General features: G+C 60.1%; 13 protein-coding genes. 9 read left to right on the plus strand and 4 right to left on the minus strand.

All coding sequences use genetic code 11. The annotated features are described in order from the left end of the window. Window positions 1–108: 108 nt before the first annotated feature. Window positions 109–699: a transporter substrate-binding domain-containing protein gene (locus PMI34_RS19630; protein WP_008048249.1), complete on the minus strand. Its 591-nt coding sequence runs from the start codon at window positions 697–699 to the stop codon at window positions 109–111. A gap of 135 nt (window positions 700–834) precedes the next feature. Here PMI34_RS19630 and PMI34_RS19625 point away from each other — a divergent pair, with 135 nt between their 5' ends. Beyond that, on the plus strand, window positions 835–1,260 hold the full coding sequence (locus PMI34_RS19625; protein ID WP_008048251.1) for a DUF4399 domain-containing protein: 426 nt from the start codon (window positions 835–837) through the stop codon (window positions 1,258–1,260). 115 nt (window positions 1,261–1,375) lie between these two features. On the opposite strand, the gene serA is transcribed toward PMI34_RS19625, so the two are convergent. Further along, entirely contained in the window at window positions 1,376–2,605 is a 1,230-nt protein-coding gene (gene serA, locus PMI34_RS19620; protein ID WP_007976393.1) for a phosphoglycerate dehydrogenase, read from the minus strand. Window positions 2,606–2,809: 204 nt separating this feature from the next. Between serA and PMI34_RS19615 the strand changes: the two genes are divergently transcribed. From PMI34_RS19615 to PMI34_RS19600, 4 genes are all read left to right on the plus strand, one after another. Beyond that, window positions 2,810–4,204, plus strand: a complete 1,395-nt coding sequence (locus PMI34_RS19615) for an FAD-binding oxidoreductase (protein ID WP_032829505.1) — start codon at window positions 2,810–2,812, stop codon at window positions 4,202–4,204. Between the two features lie 38 nt (window positions 4,205–4,242). Further along, window positions 4,243–4,908 carry a fumarylacetoacetate hydrolase family protein gene (locus tag PMI34_RS19610; protein ID WP_008026071.1) on the plus strand — a complete coding sequence of 222 codons (666 nt, stop codon included), beginning with the start codon at window positions 4,243–4,245 and terminating at the stop codon, window positions 4,906–4,908. Between the two features lie 145 nt (window positions 4,909–5,053). Continuing rightward, on the plus strand, window positions 5,054–5,980 hold the full coding sequence (locus PMI34_RS19605; RefSeq protein ID WP_008048255.1) for an SdiA-regulated domain-containing protein: 927 nt from the start codon (window positions 5,054–5,056) through the stop codon (window positions 5,978–5,980). Between the two features lie 106 nt (window positions 5,981–6,086). Beyond that, entirely contained in the window at window positions 6,087–7,001 is a 915-nt protein-coding gene (locus tag PMI34_RS19600) for an SdiA-regulated domain-containing protein (protein WP_008048257.1), read from the plus strand. Window positions 7,002–7,123: 122 nt separating this feature from the next. Here PMI34_RS19600 and rpiA read toward each other — a convergent pair whose 3' ends face one another. Continuing rightward, the gene (gene rpiA, locus PMI34_RS19595; protein ID WP_008048259.1) at window positions 7,124–7,798 is read right to left on the minus strand and encodes a ribose-5-phosphate isomerase RpiA; all 675 of its coding nucleotides are present in this window, start codon (window positions 7,796–7,798) and stop codon (window positions 7,124–7,126) included. Window positions 7,799–7,943: 145 nt separating this feature from the next. Between rpiA and ilvA the strand changes: the two genes are divergently transcribed. Further along, window positions 7,944–9,458 (plus strand): threonine ammonia-lyase, biosynthetic, encoded by a 1,515-nt coding sequence (ilvA, locus tag PMI34_RS19590; protein WP_008048261.1) that lies wholly within the window; start codon window positions 7,944–7,946, stop codon window positions 9,456–9,458. Between the two features lie 40 nt (window positions 9,459–9,498). After that, on the plus strand, window positions 9,499–9,924 hold the full coding sequence (locus PMI34_RS19585; protein WP_008048263.1) for a DUF2269 domain-containing protein: 426 nt from the start codon (window positions 9,499–9,501) through the stop codon (window positions 9,922–9,924). 117 nt (window positions 9,925–10,041) lie between these two features. Here PMI34_RS19585 and PMI34_RS19580 read toward each other — a convergent pair whose 3' ends face one another. Then, complete coding sequence (locus PMI34_RS19580; RefSeq protein ID WP_008048270.1) at window positions 10,042–10,698, minus strand: HAD family hydrolase; 657 nt, start codon at window positions 10,696–10,698, stop codon at window positions 10,042–10,044. 143 nt (window positions 10,699–10,841) lie between these two features. Here PMI34_RS19580 and PMI34_RS19575 point away from each other — a divergent pair, with 143 nt between their 5' ends. Together PMI34_RS19575 and ptsP are read left to right on the plus strand one after the other, a co-directional pair. After that, entirely contained in the window at window positions 10,842–11,321 is a 480-nt protein-coding gene (locus PMI34_RS19575; protein WP_003229203.1) for an RNA pyrophosphohydrolase, read from the plus strand. A gap of 22 nt (window positions 11,322–11,343) precedes the next feature. Next, window positions 11,344–13,623: a phosphoenolpyruvate--protein phosphotransferase gene (ptsP, locus tag PMI34_RS19570; RefSeq protein WP_008048272.1), complete on the plus strand. Its 2,280-nt coding sequence runs from the start codon at window positions 11,344–11,346 to the stop codon at window positions 13,621–13,623. The last annotated feature ends 31 nt before the right edge of the window (window positions 13,624–13,654 follow it).

Below are 13,654 nucleotides of genomic sequence, written 5' to 3' on the forward strand. Positions count from 1 at the left end.
CCCTGTGGGAGCGAGCTTGCTCGCGATGAGGCCAGTCCAGTCAACATTGATGTTGAATGTCAGGCCGCCATCGCGAGCAAGCTCGCTCCCACAGGTTCTGCATTTACTTCAGTTCTGCAGCTTTGGCACCACACCAGCATCCGCCCCCAACCACTTCTGCTCCAGCGCTTGCAGGCGCCCGTCATCCTTGATCCGCTGCAAGGCGTTCTCCAGGCTGGCACGGAACGCCGGATTGCCCTTCTGAAACGGAATCGCCAGGCTCACGGTCGGGTCGGATTTGGGTTTCTCTTGCGTCAGCGACTGAACCAGCAAAATGGAGCGCGGCTCTTCTTTCTGCGCGATCAATTGCCCATGGGTTTGAATGTAAGGTTCGCTGAAGTCGAAACGATCCCTGAGATCCGGGGTCACTGCTATGTGGTTGATAGCGATGTCGTATTTACCGCTTTCGACGCCGGTCAGCAGATCGCTGCCGTCGGTGACGACGAAGTCGGCCCGTACATCGAGTTCACTTGCCAGCAGTTGGCCCAGTTCGACTTCGAAGCCGGTGAGTTTGTCGTCATCCTTGAAATTGAATGGGGGAGTGTTGGCTTCAACGGCAATGCGCAATTCGCCCCGGTCGTTGACGTCATCAATCAGTTCGGCATGAGCCAAAGGGCTCAGAAGGGGTAGCAGGCAGATCAGGCCAGGCAGAAAGCGCATGGTCACTCCTTTGAATTTATTATCGCGATCCTCTGATTCAGGCTCGCTTTGCTATGGTTGTCGAGTGCCTTCGACAACAAATGGCCATGAAGTTGTCATGGTCACGCGGATTTTACGGAAAAACTGGAGAAGAGAATGAAAACCTTTATGTCACGTGCTGCTTTGGCTGGCCTGTTGATGGGTGTTTCGGTGCTGGCCAGTGCTGCAACGCCGGCTCCGAAAGGTGCCGAAGTGTCTATCGTGTCTCCCAAGGATGGCGCGACGGTTCCCCAGACAGTCGTCGTCAAGTTCGCGGTCGAGAACATTGCCTTGGCACCGGCGGGCAATACCACCAAGAACACCGGTCACCACCACTTGCTGATTGATGTCGACGAGCTGCCAGCCGCCGGTGCGCCGATCCCCAAGGATGCCAACCACCAGCATTTCGGCAATGCGCAGACCCAGGCTGAAGTAACGCTCACGCCGGGCAAGCACACCTTGCAGCTTGAGTTGGGTGATAGCAACCACATGCCGTTCGATCCGCCGATCGTTTCCGAGAAGATCACCGTCAATGTGAAATAAAAAAGGGAGCCCGCTTCGCTGGGGCTCCCTTTTTTATAGTTGCAAGCTGCAAGCTATAAGCTTCAAGTCAAAGCAAAAGCGAACTCAACTTGTAGCTTGCCGCTTGTAGCTGCTTTTAGAACAACACACGGCTACGGATGGTGCCTTTAACGTGTTGCAGCTTCTCTTGCGCCAGGTCCGAGTACTCGGCGTCGACGTCGATCACCACGTAGCCGACTTTCTCGTTGGTCTGCAGGAACTGACCGGAGATGTTGATGCCGTTTTCGGCGAAGACCTTGTTGATCTCGCTGAGCACGCCCGGAATGTTTTCGTGGATGTGCAGCAGGCGGTGCTTGCCAGGGTGAGCCGGCAGGGCCACTTCCGGGAAGTTCACGGACGATACCGAAGTACCGTTGTCGCTGTACTTGACCAGTTTTTCCGCCACTTCCAGACCGATGTTGGCCTGGGCTTCAGCGGTGGAGCCACCGATGTGCGGGGTCAGGATCACGTTGTCCAGGCCACGCAGCGGGCTTTCGAACTCTTCGTCGTTGGAGCGTGGCTCCACCGGGAATACGTCGATGGCTGCGCCGATCAGGTGCTTGTCCTTGATGGCGGCGGCCAGGTGGTCCAGTTCGACCACGGTGCCGCGGGCGGCGTTGATCAGGATGCCGCCTTTCTTGATGGCGCGGATTTCCTTCTCGCCCATCATCCACTGGGTGGCGGCGGTTTCCGGTACGTGCAGCGAAACGATGTCGGACATCGCCAGCAGCTCGTGCAGGTTGCCTACCTGAGTGGCGTTACCCAGTGGCAGCTTGGTGATGGTGTCGTAGAAGTACACCTGCATCCCCAGGCCTTCAGCCAGGACCGACAGTTGAGTACCGATCGAGCCGTAACCGACGATGCCCAGCTTCTTGCCGCGGATCTCGAAGGAGTTGGCCGCGCTCTTGATCCAGCCGCCACGGTGGCAGGAAGCGTTCTTCTCAGGGATGCCGCGCAGCAGCAGGATCGCTTCGGCCAGCACCAGCTCCGCTACGGAACGGGTGTTGGAGTACGGCGCGTTGAACACAGCGATGCCGCGTTCGCGGGCCGCATCCAGGTCGACCTGGTTGGTGCCGATGCAGAAACACCCTACAGCCACGAGCTTCTTCGCGTGATCGAAGATCTCTTCGGTCAGTTGAGTGCGGGAGCGAATGCCGATGAAGTGAGCATCAGCGATCTTTTCCTTGAGCTGGGCTTCCGGCAGAGAACCTGTGAGGTACTCGATGCTGGTGTAGCCCGCCGCCTTGAGGACGTCGACAGCCGATTGGTGGACGCCTTCGAGAAGAAGGAACTTGATCTTGCTCTTATCGAGAGAAGTCTTGCTCATCTGCGTAAACCTGTATCCCGGAGAAAAATGGCAGGAAATGGTCAACAGACGCTGACCCGAGCGGCATGACAGCCGTCGCCGCAGAATAGCCGTTGGGCACTATGCTGCGGGGTCGGTATGCTAGCATATGCGCCCCGCTAAACACTCATTCCTGCGACGTGAAGCGTTCTCAGGATGACCATGAATTGTTCGAGAGTTCTGTCGATGACCAATCCTGCCCTGATTGAAGAGCTGAAGACCCTGGTTGAGCCTGGCAAGGTGCTGACCGACGCCGACTCCCTGAATGCTTACGGAAAGGATTGGACCAAGCATTTCGCCCCGGCCCCGACCGCCATCGTGTTCCCCAAGACCACTGAGCAGGTCCAGGCCATTGTCCTGTGGGCCAACAAACACAAAGTGGCGCTGGTGCCGTCCGGCGGTCGTACCGGTCTTTCCGCTGCAGCGGTAGCGGCCAATGGCGAAGTGGTCGTGTCTTTCGACTACATGAACCAGATCCTCGACGTGAACCTCACTGACCGCACAGCCGTTTGCCAGCCGGGCGTGGTCACCGAGCACCTGCAGAACGTGGCCGAAGAAAACGGCCTGTACTACCCGGTGGACTTCGCTTCGGCGGGTTCGAGCCAGATTGGCGGCAATATCGGCACCAATGCCGGCGGGATCAAAGTGATTCGCTACGGCATGACCCGTAACTGGGTCGCAGGCATGAAAGTGGTCACCGGCAAGGGCGACGTGCTGGAACTGAACCGCGACCTGATCAAGAACGCCACCGGCTACGACATGCGTCAGCTGTTCATCGGCGCCGAAGGCACCCTCGGTTTCGTGGTCGAAGCGACCATGCGTCTGGACCGCGCGCCGAAAAACCTCACCGCGATGGTTCTCGGCACCGCCGATTTCGACTCGATCATGCCGGTGCTGCACGCCTTCCAGAGCAAGCTTGACCTGACCGCTTTCGAATTTTTCTCCGACAAGGCCCTGGCCAAAGTCATGGCTCGTGGCGATGTACCGGCGCCGTTCGAATCCGATTGCCCGTTCTACGCGCTGCTGGAATTCGAAGCGACCACCGAAGAAGTGGCCAACCACGCCCTGGAAACCTTCGAGCACTGCGTCGAGCAGGGCTGGGTGCTGGATGGCGTGATGAGCCAGAGCGAAACCCAGCTGCAGAACCTGTGGAAGCTGCGCGAATACATCTCCGAAACCATTTCCCACTGGACGCCGTACAAAAACGACATCTCGGTCACCGTGTCGAAAGTCCCGGCATTCCTGAAGGAAATCGACGCGATCGTCGGTGAGCACTACCCGGATTTCGAAATCGTCTGGTTCGGCCACATCGGCGACGGCAACCTGCACTTGAACATCCTCAAGCCGGATAACCTGAGCAAGGATGAGTTCTTCGCCAAGTGCGCCACCGTCAACAAGTGGGTGTTCGAAACCGTCGAGAAGTACAACGGTTCGATCTCCGCCGAGCACGGCGTGGGCATGACCAAGCGTGACTACCTGACCTACAGCCGTTCACCGGTCGAGATCGAGTACATGAAAGCGGTCAAGGCGGTGTTCGACCCGAACGGCATCATGAACCCGGGCAAGATTTTCGCTGTTTGATTTTCGAACTTTAAGAGCCAACGAAGCAGGAGTCGGTAATGAGCTATCAGCACCAGTATGTCGACGGTACGCGCATTCACTTCCCGCTGGGAAAAGTGGTGTGCATTGGCCGTAACTACGCCGAACACGCCAAGGAACTGGACAATCCGGTGCCGACCGAGCCACTGCTGTTCATCAAGCCGGGCAGTTGCGTGGTGCCGCTCGAAGGCGGTTTCAGCATTCCGACCGAGCGCGGTTCGGTACATTACGAGGCGGAAATCGCGGTGTTGATCGGCAAGCCGTTGTCGACCAAGCCGAGCCGTGAAGAAGTGCTCGACGCCATCTCCGGTTTCGCCCCAGCCCTGGACCTGACCCTGCGCGACAAGCAGGCGGAGTTGAAATCCAAGGGGCTGCCGTGGGAAATCGCCAAGTCCTTCGACGGTGCGGCGGTGATTGCTCCGTTTGTGTCCGGCAGCACCTTTGCCGACCTGACCGACATCGGCATCCGCCTGACCATCAACGGCGAAGTGCGCCAGGACGGTAACAGCAGCGCAATGCTCAACCCGATCGTGCCGATGATCCAGCATATGGCCGGCTGCTTCTCGTTGCAGGCCGGGGACGTGATCCTCACCGGTACGCCAGTGGGCGTTGGTCCGCTGAATGTCGGTGACGAGATCGTTCTGGAACTGCCGGGCGCCAGCAGTTTCACCAGCAGCGTTCGCTGATCTACCCCTGCCCCCTGTGGGAGCTGGCTTGCCAGCGAAGAGGCCTGGACATTCAACATCCATGTTGACTGTTACACCGCTTTCGCTGGCAGGCCAGCTCCTACAGCTATTACCCCTAGCCTGAATTTCTGGAACGCATTCCCCAATGGCCACTCCTCCGCTATCCGCGCTTAGACCTGCCCGCCGCTCACGCTTCGCCTTGCGTTGGCACACCTGGCTTTTGTTGGTGGCTGTTGTCGCCTACGGCGTTGCATTCGCCATGCACTGGGATTCCCGGGGCGCGCTCTGGGTGAAAGAGCAATTCAAGAGCCCGGCCGAGCGCCAGGCGAGCATCTGGCTTCCGGACTACCGGGCGGTGATCGATGCCAAGCCGTTGCCTGGCATGGAGAAGGACGAAGCATCGGACGTGGCCTACGACCCACAGACCAAGACTCTGTTTTCGGTCATGGGCAAGAACCCGTTCCTGGTCGAGTTGAACTTGCAGGGTGATGTGCTGCGCAAAATGCCATTGGTTGGCTGGAGCAACCCTGAGGGCGTCACCGTGCTGGGCGACGGCCGACTGGCCATTGTCGATGAGCGCGAGCATCTGATCGCTATCGTCAAGGTCGATGCCGACACCCGCGAACTGAACATCGCCGACTTCCCGAAATACGACCTCGGCCCTTCCAAAGACCAGAACAAAGCCTTTGAGGCTGTTACCTGGGATCCGCGCAATCAGCAACTGCTGCTGGGCGAAGAGCGCCCGCCGGCATTGTTTGCCTGGAAAGGTGACGGCAAGGTCCTGACCGGCGACAAGCTGAAGCTGGCCAGCCATGCACTGGACATGCGCAACCTGTCTGCCCTGGCCGTCGATCCACGGACCGGCCACATGCTGGTGTTGTCCGCCGACTCGCACCTGTTGATCGAACTGGACAAGCAGGGGGAACAGGTCAGTTTCATCACCCTGCTGCGTGGCTTCAACGGCCTGAAAAATACTATTCCCCGTGCCGAAGGCGTGACCATGGATGAATCGGGCACGCTGTATATGGTGAGTGAGCCGAACCTGTTTTATCGTTTCGAAAAACAGAAGTAACCAGCGCCCGCGCTGATTGCCTGTACGTAAAAGGCCAGCGGCCATTAAGCTTCAGTTCAGACGGGCGTGATATTTCATCCGCCCGTTTTGACTCGAGCCCGCCCGAATGCATCGATTTGCCCGCCCCAAATCCCTGATTCTGATCCTGTCGGTGGTCTTGCTGATCGCATTGATGGCGATCGCCCAGTACATGCGTCTGTTCGAGCGCGCCTGGTTCAATCTGCATACGCTGTGGCAGCCGGTGAGTTCCCGGTCCATGGGGCTGGACCAGTATCAGGTCGTGACCGAAGCGCAGGTGATCGATGGCCTGGCTGACAACGTTTCAGCGCTGACCTACGACCCGGTGCGCAAAAGCCTGTTCACCGTCACCAACAAACGAAGCGAGCTGATCGAGTTGTCCCTCGACGGCAGGATCTTGCGCCGTGTGGCTTTGGTCGGTTTCGGCGATCCGGAGGCTGTGGAGTTCATCAGCGAGGACATCTATGTGGTCACAGACGAAAGCCAGCAGCGGCTGATCAAGATTCGTCTGGAGCAGGACACCACATTCGTCGATGCGGAAGACGCCGAGCAGATGACCATTGGCGTACACATAGGCAGCAACAAGGGCTTCGAGGGCCTGGCTTACGATTCTGTGGGCAAGCGCCTGTTCGTCGCCAAGGAGCGCAACCCGATGCTGATCTACGAGGTGCACGGTTTTCCGCGCTTCAACCCTGAAGAATCCTACTCGGTACACGTTATCAACGACCCCAAGCGTGATGCCGGGATGTTCGTGCGGGATCTGTCGAGCCTGCAATACGACGAGCGCAGCGGGCATCTGCTGGCACTGTCGGATGAGTCGCGATTGATTCTGGAGCTGGATGTGGGCGGGCGGCCGCTGAGCACAATGTCATTGAGCAAGGGGCGCCATGGCCTGCAAAAAACCGTGCCGCAAGCGGAGGGGATCGCCGTGGACGATGACGGTGCGCTGTACCTGGTGAGTGAGCCGAACCTGTTCTACGTGTTCAAGAAACCACAGCCCTGACAAACAATGCATAACCCTGTGGGAGCGGGCTTGCCCGCGATTGGGGCGTGTCAGTCGAAATCAATGTTTACTGAGACACCGCTATCGCGGGCAAGCCCGCTCCTACAGGTTCTGTATTGGCCTTACTGTGCGCGCAGTGTCTTCACGCCTTCGCTGGTACCCAACAGCAACAGATCCGCCGGACGCGCGGCGAACAATCCATTGGTGACCACGCCGACGATCGCATTGATCTGCGTTTCCAGTTCCACCGGGTTGGTGATCTGCATGTTGAACACGTCGAGGATGATGTTGCCGTTGTCGGTCAACACGCCTTCGCGATAAACCGGGTCGCCGCCGAGCTTCACCAACTCGCGGGCCACGTGGCTGCGGGCCATCGGGATCACTTCCACCGGCAGCGGGAAAGTACCGAGGACCGGCACCAGCTTGCTGGCATCGGCGATGCAGATGAAGGTCTTGGCCACGGCCGCGACAATCTTCTCGCGGGTCAGGGCAGCGCCGCCGCCCTTGATCAGGTTCAGGTGCATGTCGCTTTCGTCGGCGCCGTCGACATAGAACTCCAGGTCGCGGACGGTATTCAGTTCGTACACCGGAATCCCGTGGCCCTTGAGGCGCGCGGCGGTGGCTTCGGAACTGGCGACGGCGCCATCGAATGCGCCCTTGTGCCTGGCCAGCGCATCGATAAAGCAATTGGCGGTGGAACCGGTGCCGACCCCGACGATGCTCTTGTCGTCGAGTTTCGGAAGGATGAAGTCGACGGCGGCCTGAGCCACTGCCTGTTTGAGTTGATCCTGGTTCATGCGGGCTCCGGGGTGCCGAGGAGGGGACGAAAGGCCGGCATTATAGCCCTAAGCGGGGCTAAAACCTCTGCATTCGTGTGGTCGTACAGCTGAAAGCCGGGTTAGACTCCTTGGTCCTGCCCAACCCGCTCAGTGATGCTTTCCGATGCTTGAACAGTACGTCAAAAAGATCCTCACCTCGCGCGTTTATGACGTTGCCGTAGAAACCCCGCTGCAGACTGCCCGCCAGCTCTCCGAGCGGCTGGGCAACAGCATTTGGCTCAAGCGCGAAGACTTGCAGCCGGTGTTCTCGTTCAAGATTCGCGGCGCCTACAACAAGTTGACCCAGTTGAGCGACGAAGAGCGCGCTCGCGGCGTGGTCACCGCGTCGGCGGGTAACCATGCCCAGGGCCTGGCCCTGGCGGCGAAGGTGTTGGGCGTGAAAGCGACCATCGTCATGCCCAAGACCACCCCGGAGATCAAGGTCGAAGGCGTGCGCTCCCGTGGCGGCAAAGTGGTGCTGCACGGCGATTCGTTCCCGGAAGCCCTGGCCTACTCGCTGAAACTGGTCGACGAAAAAGGCTACGTCTACATTCACCCGTATGACGATCCCCATACTATTGCCGGGCAGGGCACTGTGGCGATGGAGATTCTGCGCCAGCACCCGCAGCCACTGGATGCGATTTTCGTCCCGGTGGGCGGCGGCGGCCTGATCGCCGGTATCGCCGCGTACGTGAAATACCTGCGCCCGGACATCAAGGTCATTGGTGTCGAGCCGGATGATTCCAATTGCCTGCAAGCGGCCATGGCGGCTGGCGAGCGTGTGGTATTGCCAACCGTGGGCCTTTTCGCCGACGGTGTTGCGGTGGCCCAGATCGGTCAGCACACCTTTGACATCTGCAAAGACCATGTCGACGAAGTGATCACCGTCAGCACCGACGAAATCTGTGCCGCCATCAAGGATATCTACGACGATACCCGCTCGATCACCGAACCTGCCGGTGCCTTGGGCGTGGCCGGGATCAAGAAGTATGTCGAGCAGCGCGGCGTCAGCGGCCAGACCTTCGTGGCCATCGACTCCGGGGCCAACGTCAACTTCGATCGCCTGCGCCACGTCGCCGAGCGTGCGGAGCTGGGCGAGGGCCGCGAAGCGATCATCGCCGTGACCATTCCCGAGAAACCGGGCAGCTTCAAGGCGTTCTGCGAGGCCATCGGCAAGCGCCAGATCACCGAATTCAACTACCGCTACAACACCGGCAGCGAAGCGCACATCTTTGTCGGCGTGCAGACCCACCCGGAAAACGACCCGCGCAGCGCGTTGATCGCCAGCCTGAGCGAGCAGGGTTTCCCGGTGCTGGACCTGACCGACAACGAACTGGCCAAGCTGCACATCCGCCACATGGTCGGCGGGCGTGCGGCGCATGTGGTTGACGAAGTGATCCTGCGTTTCGAATTCCCGGAGCGTCCGGGTGCGCTGTTCAACTTCCTCAACAAACTGGGCGGGCGCTGGAACATTTCGATGTTCCACTACCGCAACCATGGCGCGGCGGATGGTCGTGTCGTCGCGGGCCTGCAAGTGCCCCACGACGAGCGCCACCTGGTGCCGGCGGCGCTGGAAGAAATCGGTTACCCGTACTGGGATGAAAGCGACAACCCGGCCTATCAGCTGTTTCTTGGCTGAACGGCTACGCTGACGGGCAAGGCAATAAGGAAATCTGACAATGGAAACGTTAACTGCCCTGAAAGCGGCGCACATGGTGGCAACGGTTGTACTGCTGGCTTGTGCGCTGGGGCTGGGAATCTGGGTTTTGCTAGCGCGGCGCAAGGGTGACGCGACGGCGGGTAGTCGTACATTGCAGCGGCCAAGGGTGTTTGTCTGGCTGCTGATGGGCCTGGCGCTGCTGAGCATGCCGTTTACCGGCTGGTGGATGGTGCATCTGGTGGGCTGGCCGCTGGGGCAGACCTGGTTGCTGGCGTCCAGTGTGTTGTACACCGTGGCGGCGCTGGCGTGGTTCTGGTTGCTGGTGCGGCTGAACAAGCTGCGCAAGGTGCCGGGTGGCGTGGGTAAATTCACCTTTGCCCTGGCGTTGTTCAGTTTTGTCTGTCTTGTGGCCATTGCCGGGCTGATGGGGGCCAAACCGGTTTAAGGCGGATCTGTAGCAGCTGCCGAGGCACGAGGCTGCGATGGGCTGCGAAGCGGCCCCTGAGGGCGGTCCTGCGGACCGCAACGCAGCCTCGTGCCTCGGCAGCTGCTACAGGCGATATCAATCGCGCAACGAAATCACCGGCCAGCCGCGCTTCTCGGCCTCGGCCCGCAGATTCGAATCAGGATCGACAGCGATCGGATTAGCCACCAGCTCCAGCAAAGGCAAATCATTCATCGAGTCGCTATAGAAGCAGCTGTCTTCCAGCGTAAACCCGGTCTCCTCCAGCCAGCGATTCAAGCGCGTCACCTTGCCCTCGCGGAAGCACGGCACGTCGGTGCTGCGCCCGGTGTAGCGGCCGTCGAGCATTTCGCATTCGGTGGCGATCAGGGTTTCGACCCCCAGGCGCTCGGCAATCGGCCCGGTGACGAAGCGGTTGGTGGCGGTGATGATCACCAGTTTGTCACCGGCCGCGCGGTGCTTGGCCAGCAACTCGATGGCCTTGGGCAGCAGGATCGGTTCGATGCAGTCGCGCATGTAATCGCTGTGCCACTGATCCAGCGTGGCCATTTCGGTGCGGCCGAGCACTTCCAGGCAGAAGTTCAGGTAAGCAGCGTTATCCAGTTTGCCGGCCAGGTAATCCTGGTAGAACTCATCGTTGCGTGCCTTGTAGGCGACGGCGTCGAGAAAGCCGCGCTCGCACAGGTAATCGCCCCAAGCGTGATCGCTGTCACCGCCCAGAAGGGTGTTGTCCAAATCGAATAAAGCCAGGCGCATTACAGTTACCCGCTGAAAAGTCAGTAAAAAGGCGACAAGAATACGGTCTTTTCACAAGAGTGCACATAAGGTAGGTCGGCTCGTTGCTGCTTTCACAACCTTTGTGGAACAATGCGGCGACATGCGTTTGCGAGGTTGTTGCCGTGATCGACCCCGATGGTTTTCGCCCCAATGTCGGGATCATTCTGACGAATGACGCCGGCCAGGTGCTATGGGCTCGCCGAATCAATCAAGATGCCTGGCAGTTTCCGCAGGGGGGAATCAACCCCGAAGAGACGCCGGAAGACGCCTTGTACCGCGAGCTGAACGAAGAAGTGGGCCTTGAGCGCGAAGATGTTGAAATTCTCGCCTGCACCCGGGGCTGGTTGCGCTATCGTTTGCCGCAACGTCTGGTACGTACCCACAGCCAACCGCTGTGCATCGGCCAGAAACAGAAATGGTTTCTCCTGCGCCTGATCTCCAACGAGCAGCGGGTGCGGATGGATTTGACCGGTAAACCGGAGTTCGATGGCTGGCGCTGGGTCAGCTATTGGTATCCGTTGGGCCAGGTGGTGACATTCAAGCGCGAGGTGTATCGACGCGCTCTCAAAGAGCTTGCCCCGCGCCTTTTAGCGCGCGACTGACGACGGAGTTCGACCCCGAGCCATGCTCAATACGCTGCGCAAGATCGTCCAGGAAGTTAACTCCGCCAAGGATCTCAAGGCGGCGTTGGGGATTATTGTGTTGCGCGTCAAAGAGGCCATGGGCAGCCAGGTCTGCTCGGTCTACCTGCTTGATCCGGAGACCAACCGGTTCGTGCTGATGGCCACCGAGGGCTTGAACAAGCGCTCGATCGGCAAGGTCAGCATGGCGCCCAACGAAGGTCTGGTGGGTCTGGTCGGCACGCGCGAAGAACCCCTGAACCTCGAAAACGCCGCGGACCACCCGCGCTACCGCTACTTCGCCGAGACCGGTGAAGAGCGCTTCGCCTCATTCCTCGGGGCGCCGATCATTCACCACCGCCGCGTTGTTGGCGTGTTGGTCATTCAGCAAAAAGAACGTCGCCAGTTCGATGAAGGGGAAGAAGCCTTCCTCGTGACCATGAGTGCGCAACTCGCCGGCGTTATCGCCCACGCCGAAGCCACCGGTTCGATCCGTGGCCTCGGTCGTCAGGGCAAAGGCATCCAGGAAGCCAAGTTCGTCGGCGTGCCGGGTTCGCCGGGTGCGGCGGTCGGTACGGCGGTGGTCATGCTGCCACCGGCCGATCTGGATGTGGTGCCGGACAAGGCCATCAGCGACGTCGAGGCCGAGCTCAAGCTGTTCAAGACCGCCATCGAAGGCGTACGCGCCGACATGCGCGCGCTGTCCGCCAAGCTTGCCACGCAGTTGCGCCCGGAAGAGCGGGCCTTGTTCGACGTCTACCTGATGATGCTCGACGATGCCGCGCTGGGCAGCGAAGTCACCACCGTGATCAAGACCGGCCAGTGGGCCCAGGGCGCGTTGCGCCAGGTGGTCACCGATCACGTCAACCGTTTCGAATTGATGGACGACGCCTACCTGCGCGAGCGTGCCTCGGACGTCAAGGATCTCGGCCGTCGCTTGCTGGCTTACTTGCAGGAAGAGCGCCAGCAAACCCTGGTCTACCCCGACAACACCATTCTGGTCAGCGAAGAACTGACGCCGGCGATGCTCGGCGAGGTGCCGGAAGGCAAGCTGGCCGGCCTGGTCTCGGTACTCGGTTCCGGTAACTCCCACGTCGCCATCCTCGCCCGCGCCATGGGCATCCCGACCGTGATGGGCCTGGTCGACCTGCCGTACTCCAAGGTCGACGGCATCCAGATGATCGTCGACGGCTACCACGGCGAGGTCTACACCAACCCGAGTGAAGTGCTGCGCAAGCAGTTCGCCGAGGTGGTCGAGGAAGAGAAACAACTGGCCCTGGGGCTGGATGCGCTGCGCGATCTGCCGTGCGTGACGGTCGATGGCCACCGCATGCCGCTGTGGGTCAACACCGGCCTGCTGGCGGATGTGGCACGCGCGCAGAAGCGCGGTGCCGAAGGCGTGGGCCTGTACCGCACCGAAGTGCCGTTCATGATCAACCAGCGTTTCCCGAGCGAAAAGGAACAACTGGCGATCTACCGCGAACAACTGGCGGCGTTTCACCCGCAACCGGTGACCATGCGAACCCTGGACATCGGCGGCGACAAATCGCTGTCGTACTTCCCGATCAAGGAAGACAACCCGTTCCTCGGCTGGCGCGGCATTCGCGTTACCCTCGACCACCCGGAAATCTTCCTGGTGCAGACCCGTGCCATGCTCAAGGCCAGTGAAGGCTTGAACAACCTGCGCATCCTGCTGCCGATGATCTCCGGCATTCATGAACTGGAAGAAGCGCTGCACCTGATCCACCGTGCCTGGGGCGAAGTGCGTGACGAAGGTTGCGACGTGCCGATGCCGCCGATTGGCGTGATGATCGAGATCCCGGCCGCTGTTTATCAGACCAAGGAACTGGCGCGGCAGGTGGACTTCCTCTCCGTTGGTTCCAACGACCTGACCCAGTACCTGTTGGCCGTGGACCGCAACAACCCACGGGTCGCCGATCTTTACGACTACCTGCACCCGGCGGTGCTGCAAGCCCTGCAAAACGTGGTGCGCGACGCCCATGCCGAAGGCAAGCCGGTGAGCATCTGCGGTGAAATGGCCGGTGACCCGGCGGCGGCCGTGCTGTTGATGGCGATGGGTTTCGACAGCTTGTCGATGAACGCCACCAACCTGCCGAAAGTGAAGTGGATGCTGCGCCAGATCAACCTGAGCAAGGCCAGGGAATTGCTGGCTGAGCTGATGACCATCGACAACCCGCAAGTGATTCACAGCTCGTTGCAGCTGGCGCTGAAAAACCTCGGGCTGGCGCGGATGATCAATCCGGGGGCGATCAAGGCCCTCTAAAACGCTGACGGCCTCTTCGCGAGCAAGCTCG

The organism is Pseudomonas sp. GM74 (genome assembly GCF_000282455.1).
GTDB lineage: Bacteria > Pseudomonadota > Gammaproteobacteria > Pseudomonadales > Pseudomonadaceae > Aquipseudomonas.